The following is a 25,130-nucleotide window of genomic DNA, read 5'->3' as shown; positions in this document are numbered from 1 at the left end:
CGCTCGCGGCGTTGCACCGCCACCCCCTTGCGGCCGCCGCCGCGCCCGCCGACAATCAACTTACCCGCCACCCTCCGCCTCTCCGAGGGCTCTTCCCGATGCCCGCCCCGTGCCCCGGCCCGCGCCTGTCCCGCCGCCACATGATCCAGGCGGGCGCCGCCTCGTACGTCGGCCTGGGCCTCACCCAGCTGCTCAAGGCCGACGAGTCCCGCACCCGCGCCGCCACCGCCGACCACCTCATCATCGTCTTCCTCAACGGCGGCCCGTCGCACCTCGACATGTGGGACTTGAAGCCCGACGCGCCGCCGGAAATCCGCGGCGAGTTCAAGCCCATCCCGACCAGCGTCCCCGGCGTGTCCTTCGGTGAGCACCTGCCGAAGCTCGCGCGCCACATGCACCGCTGCACGCTGATCCGGTCCATGCACCACAGCGTGAACAACGCCCACGCGGCGGCCGTGTACTGCGCCCTCACCGGCCACGACCGGGGCGAGATCGGCGGCGGCGCCCGGCCCGACGACTTCCCCGCCATCGGCTCCGTCGTCGGCACCCGCCGCCCGCCGGCGACCGCGGTGCCGCCGCACGTACTGCTGCCGTTCATCACCAAGGAAGGCGCCGGCGGCCCGCCGCAGCCGGGCTACTTCGCCGGCATCCTCGGCAAGCCGCGCGACCCGTACGTGGTGCTGCGCGACCCGAACGCCGCGGACTTCGCGCTGCCCGAGCTCACGCTCGGGCCCGACGTGGACCCGGCCCGGTTCGACGCCCGCCGCCAGCTCGCCGCCCGCCTCGCCGGCCCGACACCGACCGACCGTACGCTCGCGGAACTGGACGCCACCCGCGCCAAGGCTTTTGACCTGCTGACGGCCCCGGCCCTGCGCGACGCGGTGCGGATCGACCGCGAACCGCCGGCGGTGCGCGACCGCTACGGCCGCAACATCTACGGCCAGAGCGTGCTGCTGGCGCGGCGGCTCGTCGAGGCCGGCACCCGGGTGACGTGCGTGAGCTGGGCGCCGGACGCGAACGCCACCTGGGACACGCACGGCAACAACTTCACGAAGCTGAAGAACGAACTGCTGCCGCAGTTCGACGCGGCGGCGTCGTCGCTACTGACCGACCTCGCCGACCGCGGCCTGCTGGACCGCACGCTGGTGGCGTTCATGGGCGACTTCGGCCGCACGCCGCGCATCAACGGCCAGGGCGCCGGCCGCGACCACTGGAACTTCTGCTACTCGCTGATGCTGGCCGGCGGCGGCGTCCGGGCGGGGTACGTCCACGGGGCGAGCGACCGCATCGGCGGCCGGCCGAGCCGCAACCCGGTGACGCCGGCGGACGTGATCGCCACGATCTACGAGTGCCTGGGCGTGCCGCCGGACCTGGAGCTGCGCGACCGCCTGGACCGCCCGCAGGCGCTGGTGCCGTGGGGCACCCCGATCCGCGAGGCGGTGGGGTAGAACCGGGCGGGGCAGCACTTCGGATTTCGGGTCAGGCAGCGGGTGCCGCAGACGCGGTGGCGGAGGGCGTACACGAGACGTGTATCAAACGCCACGCGGGCGGCCGATCACTCGGCCGCCCGCGTTGGTTTCGGACTCCGCCGAATTACATCTTCGGGGGCATCGCCGCCGGGGTCGCCGGGGTCGCCGGCACCACGATCACGCCGCCGGTGCAGCCGGCCGGCACGCTACCCGTGCAGCCGCCGTTGCAGCCGTTGCTCTTGCTCTTGTGGTGGCCGAGGAACCCGCCGCCGCTGCAGCCGTTGCAGCTGTTGCCGCGGTCGCGGTGGCGGAGGCCGAGGAACCCGCCGCGGCTGCCGTGGCACCCGCCGCAGCACCCGCTGTCCACCACGCCGGTGCAACCGGCCGCGACCGACCCCGTGCACCCGGCCGCGACCACGGTGCCGTGGCACCCGCCGCTGCACCCGTTGCTCTTCTTGCCGAAGCCCGCCGCGTCGCCGGACGGCAGCATCGCCGCCATCAACACCATGCTGTACATCGCGCTTGGTCCTCCGAGTTCCGGGTAAGCGGTTCCGCCCTGCGAACCCAACACGACCCCCTGCACCGGAGCCCGGCGCGGCGGAGGGAGCCGACTGGTTCCTACGGGTAAGGCGGGAGATCCAGGCAACCTGGAGGCTTCCCGCCGCAAGTGAAGTGGATGGTAGGGTGGGGGTTTAGACCCGTCAACGGGAATTTGGGTAGTTTGGCCCGTCTTGGCAAGACGCCGCCCGGACTCAGTTCCGGTTGTGCATTTCGGACTTCCAGGTCCGATTTTATCGACTACAATGCGCCCCCACCGAACGACCCGCATTCCCGGTCGTGTCGGGGGTACCGGAAGTGCCCCCGGCCGCCGCCGCGCCGGGCCAACGCCGGGGGCGTTTCCGCCGTTGCACCCGGTGGCCGTCGGGTATGTTCGAGAGCCCGAGAGTTGAAGCAAGAGGGGTCGTCATGGACCGGGACGCCGCCGCCCCGCCTTTCGAGGTGGTTCCGCCCGTCTGTTGGAAGGTCGCCCGCGGCGTCGCCGCGGCCGGCGGCGGGATGATCCTCCTCGCCGCCCTGCTCGGCCTCGTCAGCCCCGGCGAGGGTGTCGTCGGCACCGCCCGCGTGCTGCTCGTGTTCGTCGGCGCGGTCACCGCCGGCGTCGGCGTCTGGCTGCGGCCCGACCGGTGGGAGGCGTGGGCCATCGGCGGCGCCGCCGCGGTCGTCGCCGTGTTCGGCACGCCCGCCCACTGGGACTCGTTCCGCCTGGTGTTCGGCGTGTTCGCGGTCGTGGCCGGGTTCCGCCTCGTGCTCGTCCTCGCGCCGCCCGGCTGGAAGCTCGGCCTCGTCGCCGCGTACATGCTGTTCCACTTCGCCGGCATCTTCTGCGCCACCACCGCCCCGGCGCCGACGCCGTGGCTCGTCGACCAGGCGTACCTCCGCGTCTACAACCAGTACCTGCAGTTCATCTACATGCGGAACGCCTACCACTTCTACTCCCCGGAGCCGGGGCCGGCGGCACTGCTGGCGTGCCTCGTGAAGACCGAGAACGGCACCGAGACGACCGCCACCGGCGAGGTCCGCAAGAAGTACGACACCCGCTGGGTGGTGATGCCGCGCCGCCCCGCCGACGTCCGCGACCCGCTCGCGCTCAGCTACTTCCGCCGTCTGTCGCTCACCGACCGCGTGTCGCGCAGCAGCATGGACTTTACCACGGCCGGCGCGTTCGAGAAGACCGAGGTCCGCACCCGCCGGTACAAGCTGACGCTCCCCGGCAGCGACCCGTACTACCCGCTCCACCCGACCGAGCCGGAGTTCGCCCAGTACCGCATGCCCGACCCGAACGCCAGCCGGTTCCTGATCCCGAGCTACGCGCAGCACCTGATCCTGGAGCACACGCCGAACGCCGAGGCGGCCGCCCGCACCACGCTGAAGATGTACCGCCTCGAGCACCGCACCCTGCCGGTCGAGGCGTTCATCGGCGTCGGCAACCCCGACGGCGTGCCGACGAACCCGTACAACCCGATGACGTACCGCCCGTACTTCCTCGGCGAGTACCGCCTCACGTCCGAAGACCCCAACCACCCGCGCAAGGCCCGGGTCGAGCTCGTCGACCCGCAGGCCGACATGCTGTACTGGCTGATCCCGATCATGCCCAACGCCGGGCCGGGGGCCGACAAGAAGCCGTTCGTGGACCACCTGTCCATTCACGCCGGCCACGCGTTCGACTGGAGCCAGCTGCGATGAACATGACGTTCCGCCAGCGGTGGGCCGCCTTCTGGTTCACCCCCGTGGACCCGAGCACCCTCGGGTTCATGCGGGTGATGACCGGCCTGCTGATCCTGTACATCTACCTGGCCCACAGCCTGGACCTGCAGAACTTCTTCGGCCGCCACGCGTGGTACGGGCACAGCTTCATGGACCGCGAGCGCCGCGAGTTCCCCTGGAGCGTCAGCTCGTTCACCAAGTGGAACGACGAGGAGGTGACGCCCCGGCTCCCCGAGTTCCCGCACCGCCGGGCCAGCATCCTGGCGTACATCCGCGCCCTGCCCGAGGGGAAGGCCGAGCGGAAGGCGGGACTCCGCTTCCTCGACCGCGCCGCCAGCGACTCGGTCGCCAACGGCGCCGCGGCGCTCACGTTCCTGCAGGCCTTCCACGAGACGGGCAAGGGGCAGGAGCAGCGCGTCTACGCCGCGCTCGCCGAGGGCCGGCAGCTGTACGGCCTCGCCCAGGACGGCCAGCTGGTGTACCTCGACGCGCCGCACCCGGCCCGCGAGAGCACCGCCATCCTGCCGGCGTTCCTCCTGGCGCTGCCGGAGCCCGACCGCCGGGCCGCCGCCGACGACCTGAAGGCCGCCATCCTGCCGCCGGCGCCGGTGGACACCAAGTACCTCGTCAACCACCTGATGGAGCTCGACCCGCGGCACCGCGTGGCGCTCGTGCGGTTCATGGCGAACCTCCCCGACGACCGCGCCGCCCGCAACGACACCATCGACTTCCTCGACTACTGGAACAACGACCCCGACCCGAACCGCGTGTACCACTTCGGGCACCGCACGTTCTCGGTGTGGTTCCACGTCACCGACCCGCGCACGATGGCGGCAATCCACGGCGGCGTGCTGCTGGTGATCCTGCTGTTCGCGCTCGGCGTGTGCACCCGCGTGACGGGCGTGCTGACGTGGGTGGCGACGCTCAGCTACGTCCACCGCACCGAGCAGGTGCTGTTCGGCATGGACGTGATGGCCAACATCCTCCTCACGTACCTCGTGGTCGGCGACAGCGGGGCGGCGCTGTCGGTGGACCGGGTGGTGGCGAAGTACCGGGCCGTGCGGGCGAGCCTGGCCCGGTGCGGCCACATCGACGCCGCCACCCGCGCGTTCCTGGACCGGGCGCCGCCGAGCAAGGGCGCGGCGCTGGGCGTGCGCCTGATTCAGGTCCACTTCTGCTTCATCTACCTGGCGGCGGGCCTGTCGAAGCTGAAGGGACAGGGGTGGTGGAACGGGTTCGCGTTCTACGACGTGATGATCAACCCCGAGTTCACGATGCTCCGGTACGAGTGGTTCGAGACGATGGCCCGGGGGCTCGCGTCGGTGAAGCCGGTGTACTACGCCATCTGCACGTTCGGGGTGTGGTTCACGCTGGGGCTGGAGATCAGCTTCCCGTTCCTGGTGTGGACGCGGCTGCGGCCGTTCTACCTGTGGCTGGCGGTGCTGTTGCACGCGGGCATCGGCATCCTGATGGGGCTGACGATGTTCGAGCTGCTGATGATGGTGATGCTGCTGGCGTACCTGCCGGCGGGGGTGATCCGCGACCGGCTGCGCGGCGGCCCGGGCCTGCCGCGGCTGGCGTTCGGCTTCGACCCGGCGGTGCCGGCGCAGGCGCGGGCGGCGGCGCTGGTGTGCGCGGCGGACGCGGACGCACAGGTGTCGCTGGAGCCGTCGGCGGGCGTGGGTCAGCCGGTGGTGAAGGCGGGCGGCGTGGCGCAGACGGGCGCGGCGGCGGCGGGCGCGGTGTTCGGGTCGGTGCGGCTGCTGCGGTGGGCGCGCCACCTGCTGAAGCTGCCGGGCGTCGGCGGGCTGGCGGGCCGGTGGGTGTCGCCGGCTCCGCCGGCGGCGCAGCCGCCGGTGGCGGTGGGGTCGTGAAGCAGCGGGCGCGTGTCAGTTGGGGAGGAGTTTGCTCGTATCCCAGACGGCAGGCCATTCACGGTGACGCATCCCGGTCGTAAGCCGTCCGCTGGCAGGGACTTGGCCAAGCCAGGGAGAGGGCGCGCCCATGCTGTTCGGTGGGGTCTTCGAGCGGTTCCTAGAGGAGAGCCCGCTCAGCGTGATGTCCCGGGCGACCATCGAGCACGCCCTCTCGGCCTCGGCCCTCGACGCGCTGTTCGACCGGACCGCCGAGCGCGGGTACACCCGGGAGTTGCTGTTCTCCACGACGGTCGATCTGATGACCCTGGTGGTCGGCGGCAAGGCCCTCCACGTCCAGGCCGCCTACCGGCACCTGCGGGACCGCGTCCCGGTCACCCTCAAGTGCGTCTACGACAAGCTCCGGAACATCGAGACGGGCGTGTCCGCGGGGCTGGTCGCGCACGTGTCGGGCCGGTGCGAGGGGCTGATCACCGCGCTGGGCGGGGGGTGCAAGAGCCTGCTGCCGGGCTACCGGGTGCGGGTCCTCGACGGCAACCACCTGGCCGCCACCCAGCGGCGGCTGGGCGTCACCCGGGGGCACACCGCCGGCCCCTTGCCCGGGCAGAGTTTGGTCGTGCTCGACCCGGCCCTGATGCTGGTCACCGACATCGTCCCGTGCGAGGACGCCCACACCCAGGAGCGGGCGCTGATCGACCAGATTGTGCCGCTGGTGCGGGAGCGGGACGTGTGGGTCGCGGACCGCAACTTCTGCACGGCGGAGTTCCTGTGTGAGGTGGCCGCCCGGCGGGCCTACGTCGTCATCCGACGCCACGGGAACCTGAGCGTCGAGGCCGAAGCCGGGTACGGGGCCGAGGTCGCGACGGACCGGGGCTGGGTGGGCGAGCGGCGGGTCTGGGTCTGCTGGGGTGGGGCGCGGTTGGTGCGCCTGCGGCAGGTGCGGGTGCGGCTGCGGGCGCCGACCGCGGACGGGGACGCGGAGGTGGAGATCCTGACCAACCTGCCGGCGAAGGTGCCGGCCAAGAAGGTGGCCGAGATCTACCTCAAGCGGTGGAAGATCGAGGGGGCCTTCCACGAGTTGACAGTCGCCTTGAACTGTGAGGTGAACACCCTGGGGTACCCCAGGGCCGCGCTGTTCGGGTTCTGCGTGGCGGTGGCCGCGTACAACGTGCTGGCCGTACTGAAGGCGGCCCTGCGGGCGGTGCATGGTGAGAAGAAGGTGCAGGAGGAGGTGTCGGGGTATTACCTGGCGCTGGAGTGGGCGATGGTGTACGCGGGGATGATGATCGCCCTGCCCGCGTCGGAATGGGAGGCGTTCGGTCCGATGCCCAGCCCGGAGTTGGCCGGCCACCTCCGCGAGTGGGCGGGCAAGGTCGACCTTGGGAGGATCAAGAAAGCGCCGCCCCGGAAGCCGACGAGGACGGCGACCCGACGGATCAAGGACAAGAGCCCACATGTTTCCACGGCCCGGTTGCTCGACGAGGGGAAGAAGACCCGTCAGGCGAAAGTCAGCCGGAATCCGTGAGTCTCACACCGTGAATGGCCTGATCCCAGACGGTCACGCGCCCCGCTCCCCCAAAGGTGGCCAGTCGCGTCCCGTCCGCGTTGAAGCAGAGCGTAGCGATCGCGTGCGGGTCGGCGGCGAACTTGGCCACGACTCGACCCGCGGCCGGGTCAACAACAAAGAGATTGTCCTGACCCCGGCGGTCGAAGGTTCCACAAACCAGCAGTCGCCCGCGGGGATGGAACGCCACACTGGCGACGGTGAACTGACCCAGCTGGACGGGCAGACTCGCCTGCGCCCCCTTCGCCGTGTCGAAGAGCATGACCCGCCCGTCGGTCAAGCCGATGGCAACCACCTTGGCGTCCGGCGCGATCGACACGCACGCCCCGTCACAGGGGAGTTTGACGGCCGTGTTCCGCGGCGAGTCGCCGACCTCCCAAACGTCGAGTTGGGCCTTCTTGCCGTCCGACGCGAGGTGGCAGGCCGCGAACCACCGGCCCGAGTGGTGAAGGTCGGCACACAAGAGGAGGTCTCCTTTCACCCCCCCGCGCAGGACGCGCGTGACCTTCGCGCGATCACCGACGGCCGGCGGTTCAACCCGGCTCAGCTCGTAACCCACGTCGAACTCGCGGGAGGCGACGAAGACCGTACCTCCGGTCCCGGCGAGCCAGAGACGGGCGCCCCCGAGTACTACGGACGGCACCGCCCACAACTTGGGTTGCCCCAACTGCTCGCCGGGTGTAGCGCCCCTCGGCCGCCAGCTCAGGTGCTTCCGAGCGTCAACGAAAAGAATGTCTCCGGCCGAGTTGGCGACGAGTTGATTCCGCCCGAGCAGGCCGGGATTGAGCCGGTCGGATGACACGTGGTAGTGCTGCGGTTCGGTCGCCGGCCACCCGATGACCGTGAGGGAGGTTTGGGTGAAGGCGACCACACCCGGCGCCGGCGCGGGCTCGACGAGAGCAGGCGGCCCGTCCCAGAGAACGGCGAGGCGAGAGCCGTTCGGCATGAACGCCATCCCGCGACAGTGCGGCGCGCCCGGTCGGTCTCCAACGAGTTCGAGTTGGTGAACCTTCGGTAACGGCTGGGCCGCGACCGGAAGCCCGCCTGCCAACGTCCACAGCAAAGTCCCTGCTGCTACGGCTCGCATTCGGTTCCTCGTGCGCGTGAACCCTAACGTTGGTATGAAAGACCCCGAGCCACAACCCACCAACCCCGCCTCACTCGATGCCTTCCGCGACCTGACGGACCAGATCGTCCAGGTGGCGATAGCCGATCAGGCCTGGGGCCAACGACCAGCCGGCGCCCCAAGTCGTTTCCGCAACTCACCGTCGGAGCTGGTCTTGGGGCTCACGCGAGGCAATCGGCTCGCCCGAACCAACTTTTTTATGAGTCGGTGACATGTTTCCGGGAATCGACCCCCCTCGGCCGGAAGAATCATCTTCCCGCCGCGGCCGGCGTCGGAACTGCGTCCGTCAGTTGTGTCCGTCTCGGGTCAGTCGCCGCTACAGCCGATGAACGCGTACTCGCTCGGCTCCCCGTGCTTGTACACGACCAGGTAGTGCGCCTCCCACCGCTCCAGCCGCTCGGCCACGTCGTCCCAGCTCTCCTCGACCTGCTCGTGCGTCGGTTCCAGGGTGCCGAAAACCTGCTCGACCGCCCGCGGCGGGTACGGCGTCGCCACCCCGAAGCCGCGCTGCAGGCCCGTGTTCGGGATGTCGAGAATCGAGTGGGTGCCGTCCTCCGCGGCCAACTCCAGTGCCTCGTCGATCGACCCCGGCCGCTCGTCATCCGCGTCGTCGTCCGCGTCGTAGAGGCGCGGCCCCTGACCCGGTGTTGGGAACGCGTTCATCAGAGTGCGGAACTGCTGGGCCGCCTGCCGCTCCTCGGGACTCAGACCGGCGAAGTCGCCGGTCTCGGCCGCCCGCAGCAGCCGGGCCATCATCGGGTTCTGACCCGCGGCTGCGCGGACGCCGGCGAGCGGGTCGAAGCCGGCCGGGATTCCGGGGAACGGGCCGCCGTCGAACGGCCCCGCGCCGTTCACCTTCGTGAACCCGCCGAAGCCCATTGAATAGTCACCCTCGAGGAACACCCGCTGCCGCAGTTCCTGGAGCGCCGCCTCGGGGTCGTCGCGGTACGGGGTGTAGTACCGCCAGCTGCTCGCACCCATGCCCGCCTCCCGCGCTGGTGTTGGTTGCACGAACGCTAGCACGCGAATCGGGTGGCGCGAAGTGACTACGGCCCGACGACGACGAACGGCCGCAGCTTGTCGAGCGTCTTCGGGCCGATGCCGCGGACGCGGTCCAGCTCGGCGACGCTGCGGTACGGCCGGCCGGCGACGATCGCGCCGGCGGTAACCGGACCGACGCCCGGGAGCCGTTGTAGCTCCTCGGCCGACGCGGCGTTCACGTCGATCGGCGGGTCACCAGGCTGGAGCTTCCGGACGGCCGGGGCACGAACGGGCTCGGCCGGTTCGGGCGCCTGCGCCCGTACCCGCGGCGGCAGTTCGGGGTCGGCTCGCACCGGCACCGCCGCGGCCGGTGGTTCCACCCGTACCAGCGGCCGCAGCCTGTCGATCATCACCGGGCCGACGCCGGGGACGGAGCGCAGGTCGTCCACGGAGCGAAAGCCGCCGCGGTCGCGGCGGTGGGCGTCGATGGCTGCGGCGAGCCGCGGGCCGACGCCGGGGAGAAGTTCGAGCTCCGCGGTGTCGGCGCGGTTCAGGTCGATCGGCGCGGCGGACGGGACGGGCTCAGTGGGGCGGGTCTCGAAGCGCGGGCCGTAGCCGCGGACGGCGAGTAGTGTGAGGAACACGACCACGACGGCCGCGAGGGCGAGTTGAGCCCGTCGAGGCGAGCCGGCGGCAGGTGCAGCCGGGTTCTGCGGTACGTTCGGCGTGTCCATCGCGGCACCCGGCGCGACATCATCCGCACAGGCGCACCAATCTACGCCGCCCGCAAGGTCACGACCACGTACCGGCACCAGTTTTTGAGCTCAGGCCGCGCCCGCAGCAACCGCCGGTCGGCGGCGTCGAGAAGTGAGAGTCCAGTGCCCCGCCACACGCGGCGGACCATCCCGAAGAGTTGGAAGCCCTCCCACGCCACGACGGGGAAGCTCGCTAGCAGCGGCTCCAGGTCGCGGGCGGTCAGCGGCACCTCGTCGGGTGTGCGGTCCTTGCCGGGGTACGGCAGCCACCGCCGAGCCGCCGCGAGGAGCGGGTTGCCGCCCCACGGCTCGCAGAACACGGCGACGCCGCCCGGCTTCATGACGCGCGCCAGCTCGCGGCCGGCCTTCGCCAGGTCGAGGTGGTGCAGAATGGCGTTCCCCCACACGGCGTCGAACGAGCGGTCGGGGAACGGCAGTTCCTCGCCGTCGGCGACGACGACGGTGCCGCTCACGCCGTTGGCGCGGAGCCGCTCGCGCGCCTCGCCGACGTAGCCGGGCGACAGATCGAACGCGGTCACGTCGGCGCCGGCACGGGCGAGCACGACGGCGGCCATACCGTGCCCGCAGCCGTAGTCGAGGGCGCGCGTGCCGCGCAAATCGCCGAGCCGCCGGAAGGCGGGACGCACCCACGTCTCGTGGTCGAGGAAGGCGGCGTCGGGGAAGCGCAGCTCGGGCCGCGCCGCGGCGCGCGCGGCCGCCTGGCGGTCGTGGAACTGCTGCTCGGCGAGAAGGCGGGTGGTACGCATCGTAAGCCCGCTTCTACCCCACCGCGGCGCCGTAAAACGACCCCAATTCCTACCCCGCACCGGACGGACCCCCGTGGCCGACGAAACGCAAGACCTCGCCGAAGTCCGCGCCGACAAGCTCCGCCAGATCGAGGCGCTCGGCCTCGACCCGTGGGGCCACCGGTTCGACAACACCACCCCCATCGGCACCATCCGCCAGAAGCCCGCCGGCCCGTTCGACGACGCCAACCCCGGCCTTAAGGTCCGCGCCGCCGGCCGCGTCGTCCGCTACCGCACCGGCGGCAAGCTGCTGTTCCTCGAACTCTGGGACCAGACCGGCCGCGTCCAGCTGATGATCCGCGTCAACAAGGTCTCCGAGACCGAGTGGAAGCTCGCCCAGCTCCTCGACCTCGGCGACCTGATCGGCGTCGACGGCGAGTTCGGCAAGACGCGCACCGGCGAACTCACCATCCAGGTGGAGGCGCTGACGTTCCTGGCGAAGTCGCTGGAGCCGCACCCGAAGGACGTGTTCGGGATGGGCGACATCGAGTACCGCCTGCGGCACCGCTACCTCGACATGATCTACACCCCGGACACGCTCCGCCGGGCGCACCAGCGCGTGCAGGTGATCCGCACCATCCGCACGCACCTGGACAAGCTCGGCTACATGGAGGTGGAGACGCCGACGCTCCACAGCATCGCCGGCGGGGCGGCGGCCCGGCCGTTCGAGACGCACCACAACGCCCTGGACATCGGGTTGTACCTGCGGATCGCCCTGGAACTGCCGCTGAAGCGGCTGCTGGTCGGCGGGCTGGAGAAGGTGTACGAGCTCGGCCGCGTGTTCCGCAACGAGGGGATCAGCCCGCGGCACAACCCCGAGTTCACGATGCTGGAACTGTACCAGGCCTACGGCGACTACCGCACCATGATGGACCTCACCGAGGGCCTCATCGTCGCCTGCGTCGACGCGCTCGACGTGGCGACCGCTGGCGGCGAGGAGCTTCCCGAAGGGCACAACGAGTCGAGGGCGGTGTTGATCGACCGCAAGCGGATCATCCCGTTCGGCGAAGCAACAGTGGACCTGACGCCGCCGTTCCAGCGGGCCAGCTACGGCACGCTGTTCAAGGAGCACGTCGGCTGCGACATGTTCGACGAGACGGCGGTGCGGGCGGCGGCGCGGGCCGAGGACATCAACCCCGACGGCAAGGCGCACGACGTGCTGGTGCAGGAGCTGTTCGAGGACATCGTGGAGGAGAAGCTGGTCGGGCCGGTGTTCGTGTACGACTACCCGGCGAGCCTGTGCCCGCTCACGAAGCGGAAGCGGTCCGACCCGCGGGTGGCGGAGCGGTTCGAGCTGTACGTGCGCGGCATGGAACTGGCCAACGCCTACACCGAGCTGAACGACCCGTCGACACAGGCTGCGACGTTCTCGCAGCAGCTGGCGGGTCTGCCGGCGGACGAGTCGATGGCGAAGATGGACCACGACTTCGTGCGGGCGCTGCGGCACGGCATGCCGCCGGCCGGCGGGCTGGGCGTCGGCATCGACCGGCTGGTGATGCTGCTGACGAACACGCCGAGCATCCGCGACGTGATCCTGTTCCCACTGCTGCGGCCGGAAGCGACGAAGCCCGGCGCGAACCCGGGGGCGTGACCGGGTGTCCGGAGGGCGGAAGTTTTTGGGGGGTGCCTCTTGAAGCGGGGGCGTCCGCTCCCCATAATTTCCAACGACTGCCCCTTTAGCTCAGTTGGTAGAGCAGCTGACTCTTAATCAGCGGGTCCTCGGTTCGAGCCCGAGAGGGGGCACTGAAAAAGTCCTTAAGCGACAAGGGGTTCTGGCGCCCAGCTGGAACCCCTTCTTCGTTTACCGCCACACTATCGCCACACAGTCAGCCACTGTCACTCCCGCGGCCGGAGCAGGTCCGCTGCCCACTTCTGAATGCCCGACCCGTCGAACGCCCTCGCTGCGTCCAGGTAGTGACGGGCCGTTTGCGGGTCTGCCCCCATCGCTCGCGCCGTCGCGTCCACGCTCTGGCTCACCGCTGCCACCACCGTGAAGGCCCTCGCTCAAAGGTCGTGGGGGCGGAGCCAGAGGTTTCCGGGGTTGGCCCGATTGAACTCTCGGAAGAGATTCTGGATGGTCCACCGCCAAGTGCCCAGGTCGTCGGCCACCCGCGACTTCATCCGCGGGTTCGGACGGAACCGCTTCGACTCCTCAAGCGACTGTTCCCACAACCACGTCTGTCCTGCCACGCGCCAGAGGTCAGCCGCCACATCAGCAGCGAGCGGCACCGTCCGGGGTTCGCGGGTCTTGGACGCCTCGACGGTCAGCGTCAGCGTGTCCGCCCCGAGGTCCGCCGTACTGACCTGGCACAGGTCGAGCGTCCGGCACCCGGCGAGCGTCTTCATCCGCGTAGCTCATGGTTCACTAACCGGGCCACTAGCTCGCGGTGTACTGCTGTCATGCTCGTCCTCCTGGGCCGCACAGACGCGAACTCAGTTCCATAGCAACCAGCTGACCAAGAACGCCAATACGTTATTTATGATTTGCTATTGATTATCTTATTGCCAGTTCCACCACTAGCACTTTCACCCTCCAACACCCGAGTGGTTTCGGCCTTCGCACCCGTGGTGCCGTCGGAGACGTACAACGGCGTGCCGGCCACGAGCGGACGCTGGACCTTGGTGGGCTACTGGCCGCGGCCGGGCGGGCACTGACGTACGAGGAGGTCGTCCGGCCGCTCAAGTACGCCGGGAGGGCGCACGGCCCAGGGACAGTGACGAAGGCGCTCGCGGAGTTGACCGCGTCAGGTGAACTCGTGAATCCGCTCGACAAGAAGGGCTACCGCCCGGCCGGGTGGCGGAAGCAGGAGACGCCGTCATTGTTCTAGTCCTACAGCCGTAGTTGCTACAACAGCCCTCGCCAGGACTTGTGGCGAGGGTGGGCGATGTCAGGACGACCGACGGCGGCCCAGGTGCGGGCCTGGGCGGACGAGGTGACGGCGGTCGGCGACCGGATCGGCCGGCACTTCGCCCGGTCCGAGCCCCGCGCCCGGGCCGTCGGGTACATCCGCGGGCTGCTGGGCGACGCCGACCGGAAGAACGGGTGGCAACTCGCCGAGGCGCTCGGCGACCCGACCCCGGACGGGGTCCAGCACCTGCTCGCCCGGGCCGACTGGGACGCCGACGCCGTCCGCGACGACCTCATGGGGTACGTCCACGAGCACCTCGGCGACCCGGCCGCGGTTCTGGTCGTGGACGAGACCGGGTTCCTGAAGAAGGGGACCAAGTCGTGCGGGGTGGCCCGCCAGTACACCGGCACCGCCGGGCGGATCGAGAACGCCCAGGTCGGGGTCTTCCTGGCGTACGCGGGGCCGAAGGGGCACGCCCTGATCGACCGGGCGTTGTACCTGCCGAAGGAGTGGACGGACGACCGGCCGCGGTGTGACGCGGCCGGGGTGCCGGCGGCCGTCGGGTTCGCCACCAAGCCGCGGCTGGCCGAGCGGATGCTGGCGCGGGCGTGGGCGCGGGGGGTGACGGCCGGGTGGGTGACGGGGGACACGGTGTACGGGCACGACGGGGCGTTCCGCCGGTTCCTGGAGGGGCACCGGCAGGCGTACCTGCTGGCGGTCCCGGCCAACCAGCCGCTGTTCGACGGGGAGCAGCGCTCGACCGTGAAGGCCGTCGCCGAGGGGTTCCCGGTTGCCGCGTGGGAGCGGGCCAGTGCGGGGGACGGGTCGAAGGGGCCGCGGGAGTACGACTGGGCGGTCCGGGCGTTCGGCCCGGTGGACGAGCGGGGGTGGCAGTTGTGGCTGGTGGTCCGGCGGCACCGGGACCGGCCGGACGAGCGGGCCTACTACTTCGCCCGCGGGCCGGCGGCGACGGCCCCGGCCGAGCTCGTCCGCGTGGCGGGGAGCCGGTGGCGGGTGGAGGAGTGCCTGGAACTGGCGAAGGGCGACTGCGGCCTCGACGAGTACGAGGTGCGGTCGTGGGTCGGGTGGCACCGACACGTCACCCTGAGCCTGCTCGCCCTGGCGGTGGTGGCGGCGATCCGGGTGGCGGCCGGGCCGTCGGGTCGGCCGAAAAAGGGGGCGCGGGGCTGGTCCGGGTGAGCGTCCCGGAGGTGCGGAGGCTGCTGCTCCGACTCGTGTGGGCGGTGGTGCCGGACGCCGAGAAGGTGTTGGCCTGGTCAGCGTGGCGGCGGGCGCACCAGCACCGCGCCCGCTGCTACCACTACCGGAAGCGGGGGGCCAAGCCGCCCGACTGACCAACTACGGCTGTAGGACTAGCCCGATCCTCCCCTGGTCACGCGCGGTCCGGCCCTGCTATCATTCCGCAGCGATTGACGCTCCCGCGCACGAGGAACGTGCAGGCCCCCCATCCAGGTGCCGCCGTGCCCGCAGACCCCATCCCCGTCCGCGGCCTCGAAATCCACCCCCTCCAGACGTTCGTCGCCGACACCGACGGGGCCATCGAGTACTTCAACCCCCGGTGCCCCGAGTACACCGGCCTGCCGACCGACGACCTTCTCGGGTGGGACTGGCGGTGGGTCGTCCACCCCGACGACATCGGCCGCACGCTCGACCGCTGGGCGGCCTCCGTCCGGGACGGCACCGCGCACGACAACGACGTACGGCTCCGCGGGGCAGACGCGGCGTACCGGTGGTTCCGGGTCCGGGTCGAGCCGGTCCGGGACGCCGCCGGGGCCGTCGTCCGGTGGGTCGGAGCTTGCACCGACATCGACGACCTGCGGCAGGCCGGTGACGAGGCCCGGGACGCCCGGCGGCTGGTCCGGGCGTTTCTCGACCGGGGCGGGGAAGGACGGGCGCTGGTCGGGGGGGACGGCGTCGTCCGTTACGCCAGCCCGGCACTGGTGTCGCTCGTCGGGGGGCAGCAGGAGGCGGTGGCCGGGACGGACGCCCGGGGGTGGGTCCACCGGGACGACCGGCCGCGGGTGGCCCAGGCGGTGACCGACCTGTTGCTCAAGCCCGGGGAGCGGGTGGACGGCACCGTCCGTCTGCGGCACGCGGGCGGGTCCTACCGGCGGGTGTGGGTGGAAGCGACGAACCTACTGCCGGACCCGGACGTTCGGGCGGTGGCGGTCGTCATCGAGCCGGAGAACGCGGGCTGAGTTGCCTGGGCTGCTTCGACTGTCACGGCCGACAGGACCGTCAGCAGGAGGGGCTCGGCATCGACGTGGTGAGTACCGCTCGGGTGCACGCGTCGTGCCCAGGGCGTACCGATTGGTGGTCGCTCTCCCACCTCAGGCCGGATGACACTACGGCCCGTTGTTCTTCCCCCTGGTCAGCTGCCGGAGGCCGACTTCATCACCCTCTGGAACGCCGCCGTGACGACCAACGAGGTTGAGACCTGGGTTATTGTGCCGGCGCGGCTTGTACCCAGGTGGGCGGTGGTGGCGCGGGCGCCCTGCGGAAGGGTGGGGCGGAAGTGAAGGTGTTCGGCGGCGCCACGCTGAAGAAGTCGCCCGCGTAGAATGCCGGCTCGCCCGCGGCCGACACCACGAGTGACTTCAGGATGAAGATGGTGAACCTGACGGAAACCCCCGCGCCGAACTTCTTCGAGGGGGACGACGGAGCGTACTATACCCCGCTCCCAGGCGTCGAGGAGCGGTGCCGGTGGTGCTCGCACTGGGGTCACCAGCACGGGCTCTACCACCGGCAGGTGCTCTACACGAGCCGGACCGCCCTCGTGTGCGGCCGGCACGTCAAGCGGGACGACGACTGGCGGGGGGTGGCCTGACGGGCGACTGCGGGCTCGGTCAGTACCGACCGCCCCCGCCACCACCGTACCCACCTCGGCCACCGCCACCCCCGCCATAGCCGCCCCCACCACCACCACCACCGCCACCGTACCCGCCCCGGCCACCGCCGCCCCCGCCCTCCCGCGGCTTAGCCTCGTTGACCGTCAACGTCCGTCCGTCCATCTGCTGCCCGTTCAGCCCCTGGATGGCCGCGTCCCCGCCGTCGCTCATTTCGGCGAACGCGAACCCCCGCGGCCGGCCCGTCTCGCGGTCCATGATGAGCTGGACGCTGGACACGGTGCCGAACTGGGCGAGCGCGTCCCGGAGGGCGTCCTCCCCGGTCGAGAAGGACAGGTTGCCGATGTACAGCTTCATCGCCACGGTGGTCCTTGGTGCCCCGGAGGGGCGTAAGCAGGGGGGCCGGACGGCCCACCCGCGTTTATCCTACCGGCCCACCCGAGCGGTAGCTCGCGCATTCGGCCGACGGCCCGCCGCTAAGATGGCGGTCCGCAGGAGGGCCGGGGTGACGAGCTTCAACATCCGCGTGCGGACCGACGGGAGTCTCCAGTCCTACGGGGAGCCCTGGGACTTCTTCTCGGCGGCGGCGGGCGGGCCGTACGTTTCATCGCCTCGCTCCAACACGACCGGCTCCTCGGTGTGCCGAAATCGTGGCTCACGCGGCACGAGTCGAAGGCCGCCCGCCGGTCGGCGGCGATGAGAGTGCGCGGGTACTTTCGCGAGATGGGCTTCGAGCGGCTCGGTCGGACGGGGTGCTACGCGCTGCCGATGAACTTGGTCACACCGACCACTACAGAGTCGCTCGGTGGTCCCGCGCCGGACTCGTGACTGACGACCTGCGAATGGTGTGGCAGCATGAGGCGCCGCGCACACGAGGACCGGCCGCGCCCCCGACCGTCTCCCATGTCGGCAGCGGCTTAAGACCGGGCCATTTTCGCGGTGTGGCCCGGGCCAGGGCGCGCGCGGCTGATCGCGGTGTGGCCCGAGCCAGGGCGCGGGAGTGGGCGTGTCGTTCGCGGGGACGGGTGGGCCGGGCGGTGTGGTAGTCTGGAAGCACTTCGTGATGTGAACTGGATCCACCCGCAAGAAGTCGCCTCGGAGCCAGGCGTCAACCTGGCTCCGAGACTTGACCGTCGGGGACAAGCCTCCCTGAAGGCCCGTGTCATTTCACTGTTCGACACCGCTTCGGCCAGAGCCGGGGCGTCGTTCTCGGGTTCGCCGGTGCCTGCTCAAGGGGTGCGAGCAGGCGTTTGTGCCGTCGCGTCCGCAGTCGCGGTACTGCCGCGAGGCGTGTGCGCGGTCGGCGCAGCAGTGGCGGCGGTGGCGGGCCAGTCGTCGGTATCGGGTGAGCGAGTCGGGTCGGGAGCGGCGGCGGGCGCAGCACGTTCGGTATCGTCTGCGACGACAGGAGCGAGCGGCGGCGATGGAACCTGCCGTTGTTGCGACGGCGACCACGGCGGCGTGCGAGGGCCAGCGCCCGGCGGAAATCCCCGAAGATTTCGCGGCGTGCTCGTGTCATCGGCCGGGGTGCCACGTGGAGTTCGCGGTCCGGTCCGAGGGTTCGAGCCGTCGCTTCTGCAGTGTGGCGTGCCGGCTGGCGTTACGTCGCGTCCTGGATCGGGAATCGCGCTGGCGCTGGCGTCGCCGGCGTGGGCGGCCGCGTCGAGTGACGGGGCGTTGGCACTCGCCGGACACACGTCGTGAGTCACGTCTTTGGCCCTGGAGTCGGCTTCACAGCGCGTCTACAGTCCCACGACCCCACGGAGGAAGGAGCGGACGCGTCGGAAGACCCTTCCGTCCGTCCGCTTCCGTTCTTCGGGCGGGGTCGTTCGGGGAGGGTCCGCGCATGGACTGGGAGCACGGCGTGGTGCGGCCGGTGCCGCTCGACCGACTGGGTCAACGCTACCGCCGCTACCGCCTGGCCGATCCGCTCGCGGAAGAGGCGATGGCCGGTTCGCTGCGTCGCTGGGGGCAGTTGTCGCCGGTCGTGGCGTGCGTCCGCGGCGACGGCCTGGAGTTGCTCGACGGCTTCAAGCGCCTGGCGGCGGCGCGGCAGGTGGCGGGATCGACGAGTCTGAGCGTGCGGGTGGTGGAGCTGGACGAGCCGCTGGCGAAGGCGGCGATCCTGGGCCTGAACCGCGGCCAGCGTGCGGCGCGGGAGCTGGAGGAAGCGTGGGTCGTGCAGGGGCTCGTCCGCGACGACGGGTTGACGCAGGTCGAAGCGGCGCACCTGCTGGGTCAGCACAAGAGCTGGGTGTGCCGGCGGCTGGCGTTGCTGGAGCGGCTGAGCGAAGCGGTGGTGGAGGACCTGCGGCTGGGGCTGCTCGGCCCGGCGCTGGCGCGGCAGCTGGTGCGGTTGCCCGCGGGCAACCAGGAGGCGGTGCTGGCGTTGACCCGCCGTGCGTCGCTGACGGCGCAGGAAGTCGGCGGCGTGATCGACCTGCTTCGCGGCGCGAGTCCGGAGCAGGCGGCGTTCGTGCTGGCGAAGCCGCGGGAGGCGTTGCGGCAGGTGAACGGCGTGCCGACGGCGCTGCGCGACCCGCGGCTGAGCCGGGCCGGCAACTGGCTCGTCAAGCACCTGACCCAGGCCGCGGACGTGCTGACCCGTCTGGAGCAGTGGCTCGTCTCGCCGGGCGAACGCGAACTGGCCGACCGCGATCGTCGGATCGTGGAGCCGGTGCTGGTGCAACTGGGGGATCAGGCGAGCCGCGTGGCGGAACGGGTGCTCGGTCCGGCAGTGCTGCGGGAAGGGAGGCGGCCATGAACGAGGCCACGCGGCTGGAGATCGTGCAGCGGCATCAGCAGGGCGCGTCGGCGCGGTCGATCGCGCGTTCGCTGGGGATCTCACGCGGCACCGTCGATCGCGTGCTGGCCCGGATCGAAGCCGCCCGCACGGGCTCGACCGGTCCCGGCGATCCGCCGCCGCGTCGCGGCAGTCGCCTCGACGCGTACGAGCCGATCCTGAAGGAACTGCTCGACCGCTACCCGAACCTGACCGTGGAACGCGCCCTGCAGGAGTTGCGGGCACGCGGCTTCGCGGGCGGGTACACGATCGTCCGCCTGCGGGTGAAGCGACTCCGTCCGCGGGCCACGCCGCCACCCGTGCCGCGCTTCGAGACGGGACCGGGCGACCAGGCCCAGATGGACCACGGCGTCTACGACCTCGACTTCACCCGCGAAGGCCGCCGCCGCGTCTACCTGTTCAGCTACCTGCTCGGCTACTCCCGCCGCCAGTACCTCCGCTTCGTCGAGTCGACGGACCTGCCGACCACGCTCCGCGAGCACGTCAACGCCTTCCGCCACCTGGGCGGCGTGGCGCGGACGTGCCTGTACGACAACTTCAAGGCGGTGGTGTTGCGGCACGACGCCGAGGGGCCGCTGTACAACCCGAAGTTCCTGGCCTTCGCCACCCACTACGGCTTCCGACCCGGGCGTGCCGCGTGCGACGGCCCCAGACCAAGGGGAAGGTCGAGAGGAAGTTCCACTACGTCGAGGTCAACCTGCTCAACGGCCGCACCTTCGACTCGCTCGATCACCTCAACGAGGTGACGGCCCGGTGGCTGGCGACGGTCGCCGATGTTCACACGATTCGCGACTTCCGGGAGACGCCACGCGACCGCCACGAGCGCGAACGGCCGCACCTGCTGCCGCTCCCCACCCGCGACTTCGACACCGCTCTCGTGGTCTATCGCCACGTCAACGTCGAGGGCTTCCTCACGCACCGATTGAACCACTACTCGGTGCCGTGGTCGTTCATCGGCCAGGTCCTGCCGGTCCGCATCGCCGACGGCGAGGTCATCGTCTACTCGGTCGGTCTGGAGGAGGTCGCCCGCCACCCCCTGGTGCCGGCCACACGCAGCGGCGTGCGGCAGTCGATCAAGAGCCATCATCCGACCGGCGATCCCGAGGAGCGGACGCGGCTGTTGCGACAACGCTTCGCGGACCTCGGCCCGGTCGGCACCGCGTTCCTCGACGGCCTGCTCGCCCGGCAGATCCAGGGCAAGTTGCAGGCCCAGCACCTGCTCGCCCTGGCCGCGCAGTACACGCGGGACGACGTGCGTGCCGCCCTCGACCGCGCCGTCCGCTTCGGCGCCTTCTCGCTCGCCGCCGTCCGCCGCATCCTCGCCGCCCGGGCTCGACCCCGGCCCCGGCTCGACGAACTCGCCGAACTCCACCGCGATTCGCTCGATCCCACCCTGCGCGACGATGTCATCGGGCCGCGGTCCACCCGCGACTATCAACACCTGCTCGCGTCCGACGAGCCCGAGGAACCCGGCGATGACACCCCGCCCGAAGACCGCCCCGAACACGACGCCGGCCGCGACCCCGGGCCGGCGTGACCAGATCCTCGCCGACTTCGCGACCCTGCGCATCCCCGTGACCGCCGAGCAACTCGACGCGGCCTTGCAGCAGGCGCAGGATGCCGGCCTCGCGCACCTCGACTTCCTGCACCGCTTGCTCGCCGACCAGGCCGGACTCCGCCGCGAGCGTCGCATCGAGCGACTCGTCCAGCAGGCCCGCTTCCGCGAAGCCCTGCCGCTGTCCACCTTCGACTGGACCTTCAACCCCGCCATCCCCCGCGTGCAGATCGAGGCCCTGGCCCAGGGCGACTTCATCCGCCGCAACCAGAACGTCGTCTTCGTCGGGCAGTCCGGCCTGGGGAAGAGTCGGCTCATCCAGAGCATCGGCCTGGCCGCGTGCCTGCTCGAACAGGCGGTGTACTACACCACCAGCGGCGACCTCCTCGAAGACCTCACCGCCGCGATGGCCGATCAGACCATCCACGACCGCGTCCGCTTCTACGCCCGCTTCCCGCTGTTGATCATCGACGAGTTCGGCTTCGACCGCATCGAACGCAGCCTCTGCCCGCAGGCGGCGAGCCTGTGGTACAAGATCATCGACGCCCGCAGCCAGCAGCGTTCCACCGCCCTGATCACCAACATCGACTTCGGCGACTGGGCCGAATACCTCGGCGACGCGCCGCTGGCGATGGCGTTGCTGGACCGCGTCGTCGACGGCGCGACCATCGTGAAGCTGAAGGGCCAGTCCTACCGCGTCCACCGCCCCGACAAGCCCGCCGCGAAATGACCGTCCGCTCGCTCCGCCCGGCAACTCCGACTGGCCCGCCTCCGACCGCGAAAGTGGCCCTGTTTCAAACCGCGATCGACACTCCCATTCCGTCGAGAAACCGCAGCCGAGCGTCGCCCAGATGCAACTTACGGTGTGCGTCGATTTTTCCGACACCGTCGATTTGGCTGTCGCCAAACTGTCGGCCTTCCCGACAGCGAGAGAAACCAACGGATTCTGGCCTCTTCACATCGTCCGCCGCAAGTCCTTATCCCACTCCAGTTAACAACTTAGTGGGAGGACTTCTTCGCAACTGGCACCATCTCTGCTTATTCTTTCGCACATGCTAAATGTTCGCCCCGTTTGCCTATAGGCAACAACCGGAATCACCGGTCCCGACTCGCCCTCGGAACCCCACCGGCGTTGGGTCGAGGTCGCCCTGTAAGCCCGAACCTCCCCGACCCCGGCGGCCTGATTCTCGGCCCCCGCACCGACGTAGCCGAACAGACCACACCCGGGCACAAGTGATGAACCAAACCCTCGACCTGTGCGGTCCTGCCAGACTCGACTCGCTCGGCGGCCGGCCGGCGACTGCCGCCGTGTCCGACAAGGCCGTCGCCCGAGCATACTCCGTGGCGTTCCGAATGACCGGGAACGAGGCGGACGCCGAGGCCGCGACTCAGCAGGCCTTGCTTCGATTAGGCCGGCAGCTCGACGCTGGCAGTCTCTACCAGTTCACCGTTCGCGCCGTCGTAGACCTCCGCCGGACGCGGCCGACCGACCGGGACGAGCCGGTCTCCGGCGATGCGCCCTCCGGCCACAGGTTGTCCCGTCTGGAGGCGGCTATCGCCGCCCTGCCCCCGGCTTACCGAGACCCGTTCGTGCTCGCCGACGTGGAGGGGATGTCCGCCGCCGCCGTCGGGGAGCTACTCGGCGTGTCGGTCTCGGTGGTGAAGGACCAGCTGCACCGCGCCCGGATGCTGCTCTGTGCCGCCCTCCGAGACGGCCGTTAGCGTCAGGTGTAACGCCGTCGGAACGACCGACGGCGACCAGGCAGGAGCCACCGGTCTGACGGCGAGCGACGACGGCCGTAAACCATCTGAACGTCCAACGCCCCGCCCGCGCTGCTCGGCGTCTACAAGACCCCGCGCTTCAAGTTCGGGAATACGGCCCTGTGCGAGGTCCGCGGCGAGGAAGGGGCGGCTAAGGCCGCCTCGCTAGGACTGGGCCGACTGGGAGCTCGTCCTCCCTGGCGAAATCCCGGACGACGAGGTGGCGAAGCGGACCGGAAGCAGCTACTCCTCGGTAGGGTCGATGAGGCGGAAGAGGGGACGGGAACCGGCGGCCCGCAGAGCGGGCGTCACGCCCGCCTACTTCCCAACGACCTTGTGCAGGGCGGACCCGGTCCGCACCAGGAAGGCCCCCTCGACCGCCGCCACCCCGTACACCCGACCGCGCCCCGGCAGGCGATTCTCGGCCACGATCTCCGGCTCAGGCCCCGGCTTGACCACCGCCGTCACCCCGTCCTTCGTGAAGAAGTAGACGTGGCCCGCGCCCCCGACCGGGGACGCCCAGCACGACCCCGGTAGGCGGTGGTCCCACACGCTCTTCCCCGTCGCCGGGTCGAAGCAGACCGCCACCCCGTCGCGGCTCACGCTGAAGCCGTACTTGCCGTAGACGAGCGGCGACCCGAACGAACTCACCCCCTCGGCCGACCGCCACGCGACCCGCTCGTCCGCTTTAGCGCCGGGTCGCACGGCCACCTGCGACGCCCGGTCGCTCGACCCGAGCACGAGCAAGTCGCCTGCCGGCGTCGGCGTGGCGACAGTATTCCCGGTCAGCCCGCCGAGTTCCCACTGCTTCGCCCCGGTCGCCACGTCGAACGCCGCCGCCAGCCCCGGCGAGCTGACGACCGCCGCCGGCTTCCCCTCGACCGTCACGACGGCCGGGGAGGTCCACGACCCGCCGAACGGGTGGTCGGCCTTCCACAAGTCCTTGCCGGTCGCGGCGTCCACCGCGAGCAGGTACGAGCTCCCCTGCGCGACGAGTACCAGCAGGGTGTTCCCGGCCAGGACGGGGGACGTGCCGAGGCCGTGGTTCCCCCGGAGCGGGCCGAAGTCCGCCTCCAGGTTGCGCCGCCACACCTCCTTGCCGGCGTGGTCGAGGGCGAGCAGGTCGCCGCTCTCGAACAGGGCGAAGACCCGGTCGGCTGTCACCACCGGCGTGGGGGCGCACTTGCTGACGTAGTCGGTGGCCTTCACCCGCTGGGTGTTGCGGAACGACTTCTTCCACGCCTCCTTCCCCGTGGCGAGGTCGAGGCGGATGACGTGGAGCGTGTCCTTGAACTCGCCCTCGGCGCTGGTCACGAACACCCGGTCCTTCCACACCACCGGGCTCGACTGGCCGTACCCCGGCAGTTCGACCGTCCACGCGATGTTCTCCGTCGGAGACCACTTCAGCGGCAGCGCCTTCGCGGATGTGAGGCTGTCGCCGGTGCCGCGGAACGCGGGCCAGCGGTCGGGCGGGGCGTCGGCCCGGAGGGCGGGCAGCGTGGCGGCGAGCAGGAGTGCGGGCAAGAGGAGGCGGGTCATGGGAGTCCCGAGTAGGCGGGCCGGTTCGGGTCAGTGTACCGCTCGGGAGTGAACTTGACGGGTCGTCAGGTCGGGCCGAATCTGGGAGGAGTGCCCGGAGCCCCGTGCCGTATGACCGCCGTCACCGACTCCGACTTCACCATCCTGTGGAACGCCGCCGGGTCGCTGGCCGCGGTCGTCAGCGGCGTGTCGGACGGGTCGCCGCGCCCCGTACCGCGGTGGACTGTGCTCGCCCGGGCGACCGCCCTTCGACAGGCCGGCGTCTCGCTGCGCGAGCACCCCGACGAACGTCCTCCGGCCTCCCTGCTCACCAGGGCGAAGGAACTCGCCGCCGCGGTGATGACTCAGCACGGGCTCACGAACTGGCAGTTCGCCTTCAACACGAACAAGCGCCGGGCGGGCGTCTGCCGCTATCCTGTTCGTGGCCGGCCGGGTCGCATCGAACTCTCCAAGCACTACGTCCTCCGCAACCCCGAGTCCGAGGTCCGCGACACCATCCTGCACGAGATTGCCCACGCCCTCGTCGGCCACGGTCACGGTCACGACGAGGTCTGGAGGGCGAAGTGCGTCGAGGTAGGGGCGCGGCCGGAGCGGTGCTACGGCGAGGAAGTCGAGATGCCGAAGGGGCGGTGGCGGGCGACCTGTGGAGGGTGTGGACGGGAGCACGACAGGCACCGCAGGCCGAAGCGGATGACGGGCTGGCACTGCCGGAAGTGCGGGAAGGAGCGGGGAGCGCTGCTGTGGAAAGCAACGGGCTGAACCGCCACACCATCGCCACACGATTTCGGGAAGTGGCGGGAAAACGCGGGAAATAGCGAGAACTCGGACCTCTGTGAATCGCCTGCGAAACGTATGGCTTCCTTGATTTCTTAGGGAATCACGCAACCGACGCCCCGTGCCTCGTAATCAGCGGGTC

Annotated in this window: 23 protein-coding genes and 1 tRNA gene; 16 read left to right on the top strand and 8 right to left on the bottom strand. The window is 70.7% G+C overall.

What is annotated here, in order from left to right:
• Window positions 1-98: 98 nt before the first annotated feature.
• On the top strand, window positions 99-1,448 hold the full coding sequence (locus ETAA1_RS07940; RefSeq protein WP_238389391.1) for a DUF1501 domain-containing protein: 1,350 nt from the start codon (window positions 99-101) through the stop codon (window positions 1,446-1,448).
• 145 nt (window positions 1,449-1,593) lie between these two features.
• Here ETAA1_RS07940 and ETAA1_RS31650 read toward each other — a convergent pair whose 3' ends face one another.
• The gene (locus ETAA1_RS31650) at window positions 1,594-1,986 is read right to left on the bottom strand and encodes a hypothetical protein (protein ID WP_202920742.1); all 393 of its coding nucleotides are present in this window, start codon (window positions 1,984-1,986) and stop codon (window positions 1,594-1,596) included.
• 449 nt (window positions 1,987-2,435) lie between these two features.
• Here ETAA1_RS31650 and ETAA1_RS07930 point away from each other — a divergent pair, with 449 nt between their 5' ends.
• The 3 genes from ETAA1_RS07930 (at window position 2,436) to ETAA1_RS07920 (ending at window position 7,133) form a co-directional block, all read left to right on the top strand.
• The gene (locus ETAA1_RS07930; RefSeq protein ID WP_145236030.1) at window positions 2,436-3,713 is read left to right on the top strand and encodes a hypothetical protein; all 1,278 of its coding nucleotides are present in this window, start codon (window positions 2,436-2,438) and stop codon (window positions 3,711-3,713) included.
• Window positions 3,710-5,608: an HTTM domain-containing protein gene (locus ETAA1_RS07925; protein ID WP_145236028.1), complete on the top strand. Its 1,899-nt coding sequence runs from the start codon at window positions 3,710-3,712 to the stop codon at window positions 5,606-5,608. The genes ETAA1_RS07930 and ETAA1_RS07925 overlap by 4 nt, the downstream gene beginning before the upstream one ends.
• 130 nt (window positions 5,609-5,738) lie before the next feature.
• Complete coding sequence (locus tag ETAA1_RS07920) at window positions 5,739-7,133, top strand: transposase (RefSeq protein ID WP_145233609.1); 1,395 nt, start codon at window positions 5,739-5,741, stop codon at window positions 7,131-7,133.
• Here ETAA1_RS07920 and ETAA1_RS07915 read toward each other — a convergent pair.
• The 4 genes from ETAA1_RS07915 to ETAA1_RS07900 form a co-directional block, all read right to left on the bottom strand.
• Window positions 7,117-8,118, bottom strand: coding sequence for a WD40 repeat domain-containing protein (locus tag ETAA1_RS07915; RefSeq protein ID WP_145236025.1), 1,002 nt, complete (start codon window positions 8,116-8,118; stop codon window positions 7,117-7,119). The two genes, ETAA1_RS07920 and ETAA1_RS07915, sit on opposite strands and share 17 nt — an antisense overlap.
• Before the next feature lie 486 nt (window positions 8,119-8,604).
• A complete protein-coding gene (locus tag ETAA1_RS07910; protein WP_145236023.1) occupies window positions 8,605-9,279 on the bottom strand; it encodes a hypothetical protein in 675 nt (224 codons plus the stop codon).
• A gap of 65 nt (window positions 9,280-9,344) precedes the next feature.
• On the bottom strand, window positions 9,345-10,013 hold the full coding sequence (locus ETAA1_RS07905; protein ID WP_145236020.1) for a ComEA family DNA-binding protein: 669 nt from the start codon (window positions 10,011-10,013) through the stop codon (window positions 9,345-9,347).
• Between the two features lie 41 nt (window positions 10,014-10,054).
• Window positions 10,055-10,801, bottom strand: coding sequence for a class I SAM-dependent methyltransferase (locus ETAA1_RS07900; protein ID WP_145236017.1), 747 nt, complete (start codon window positions 10,799-10,801; stop codon window positions 10,055-10,057).
• A gap of 73 nt (window positions 10,802-10,874) precedes the next feature.
• Between ETAA1_RS07900 and lysS the strand changes: the two genes are divergently transcribed.
• Entirely contained in the window at window positions 10,875-12,431 is a 1,557-nt protein-coding gene (gene lysS / locus ETAA1_RS07895) for a lysine--tRNA ligase (protein WP_145236014.1), read from the top strand.
• 79 nt (window positions 12,432-12,510) lie between these two features.
• Window positions 12,511-12,583: transfer RNA gene (locus ETAA1_RS07890), tRNA-Lys, on the top strand.
• A 261-nt stretch (window positions 12,584-12,844) separates the two neighbouring features.
• Here ETAA1_RS07890 and ETAA1_RS07885 read toward each other — a convergent pair.
• On the bottom strand, window positions 12,845-13,186 hold the full coding sequence (locus ETAA1_RS07885; protein WP_145236011.1) for a site-specific integrase: 342 nt from the start codon (window positions 13,184-13,186) through the stop codon (window positions 12,845-12,847).
• Window positions 13,187-13,725: 539 nt separating this feature from the next.
• Here ETAA1_RS07885 and ETAA1_RS07880 point away from each other — a divergent pair.
• The 4 genes from ETAA1_RS07880 (at window position 13,726) to ETAA1_RS07870 (ending at window position 16,537) form a co-directional block, all read left to right on the top strand.
• Window positions 13,726-14,889: an IS701 family transposase gene (locus ETAA1_RS07880; RefSeq protein WP_145235098.1), complete on the top strand. Its 1,164-nt coding sequence runs from the start codon at window positions 13,726-13,728 to the stop codon at window positions 14,887-14,889.
• On the top strand, window positions 14,886-15,044 hold the full coding sequence (locus ETAA1_RS31645; protein WP_202920440.1) for a hypothetical protein: 159 nt from the start codon (window positions 14,886-14,888) through the stop codon (window positions 15,042-15,044). Before ETAA1_RS07880 ends, ETAA1_RS31645 begins: the two co-directional genes overlap by 4 nt.
• 126 nt (window positions 15,045-15,170) lie before the next feature.
• The gene (locus ETAA1_RS07875; protein ID WP_145236007.1) at window positions 15,171-15,908 is read left to right on the top strand and encodes a PAS domain-containing protein; all 738 of its coding nucleotides are present in this window, start codon (window positions 15,171-15,173) and stop codon (window positions 15,906-15,908) included.
• A gap of 404 nt (window positions 15,909-16,312) precedes the next feature.
• Window positions 16,313-16,537, top strand: a complete 225-nt coding sequence (locus tag ETAA1_RS07870) for a hypothetical protein (protein ID WP_145236004.1) — start codon at window positions 16,313-16,315, stop codon at window positions 16,535-16,537.
• 19 nt (window positions 16,538-16,556) lie between these two features.
• Here the strand turns inward: ETAA1_RS07870 and ETAA1_RS33385 are convergent, their stop codons facing one another.
• Entirely contained in the window at window positions 16,557-16,919 is a 363-nt protein-coding gene (locus ETAA1_RS33385; RefSeq protein WP_390621234.1) for an RNA recognition motif domain-containing protein, read from the bottom strand.
• A 1,483-nt stretch (window positions 16,920-18,402) separates the two neighbouring features.
• On the opposite strand from ETAA1_RS33385, the gene ETAA1_RS07860 reads away from it, so the two are divergent.
• From ETAA1_RS07860 to ETAA1_RS07845, 5 genes are all read left to right on the top strand, one after another.
• Window positions 18,403-19,320 carry a ParB/RepB/Spo0J family partition protein gene (locus tag ETAA1_RS07860; protein ID WP_145239464.1) on the top strand — a complete coding sequence of 306 codons (918 nt, stop codon included), beginning with the start codon at window positions 18,403-18,405 and terminating at the stop codon, window positions 19,318-19,320.
• Window positions 19,317-20,105 (top strand): IS21 family transposase, encoded by a 789-nt coding sequence (gene istA, locus ETAA1_RS07855; RefSeq protein WP_145235997.1) that lies wholly within the window; start codon window positions 19,317-19,319, stop codon window positions 20,103-20,105. The genes ETAA1_RS07860 and istA overlap by 4 nt, the downstream gene beginning before the upstream one ends.
• A complete protein-coding gene (locus ETAA1_RS31640; protein ID WP_202920741.1) occupies window positions 19,997-20,896 on the top strand; it encodes a Mu transposase domain-containing protein in 900 nt (299 codons plus the stop codon). The genes istA and ETAA1_RS31640 overlap by 109 nt, the downstream gene beginning before the upstream one ends.
• Window positions 20,835-21,644: an IS21-like element helper ATPase IstB gene (gene istB, locus ETAA1_RS07850; protein ID WP_202920421.1), complete on the top strand. Its 810-nt coding sequence runs from the start codon at window positions 20,835-20,837 to the stop codon at window positions 21,642-21,644. The genes ETAA1_RS31640 and istB overlap by 62 nt, the downstream gene beginning before the upstream one ends.
• 506 nt (window positions 21,645-22,150) lie before the next feature.
• Window positions 22,151-22,636, top strand: coding sequence for an RNA polymerase sigma factor (locus tag ETAA1_RS07845; RefSeq protein ID WP_202920740.1), 486 nt, complete (start codon window positions 22,151-22,153; stop codon window positions 22,634-22,636).
• Between the two features lie 357 nt (window positions 22,637-22,993).
• On the opposite strand, the gene ETAA1_RS07840 is transcribed toward ETAA1_RS07845, so the two are convergent.
• Entirely contained in the window at window positions 22,994-24,214 is a 1,221-nt protein-coding gene (locus ETAA1_RS07840) for a PQQ-binding-like beta-propeller repeat protein (RefSeq protein WP_145235988.1), read from the bottom strand.
• A 111-nt stretch (window positions 24,215-24,325) separates the two neighbouring features.
• Here ETAA1_RS07840 and ETAA1_RS07835 point away from each other — a divergent pair, with 111 nt between their 5' ends.
• Window positions 24,326-24,973, top strand: a complete 648-nt coding sequence (locus ETAA1_RS07835) for a SprT family zinc-dependent metalloprotease (RefSeq protein WP_145235985.1) — start codon at window positions 24,326-24,328, stop codon at window positions 24,971-24,973.
• Window positions 24,974-25,130: the final 157 nt, after the last annotated feature.

Origin of the sequence: Urbifossiella limnaea, assembly GCF_007747215.1 — a bacterium.
Taxonomy (GTDB): domain Bacteria; phylum Planctomycetota; class Planctomycetia; order Gemmatales; family Gemmataceae; genus Urbifossiella; species Urbifossiella limnaea.
The sequence above is the reverse complement of the archived record's forward strand: the minus strand, read 5'-3'. Positions and strand labels throughout refer to the sequence as shown.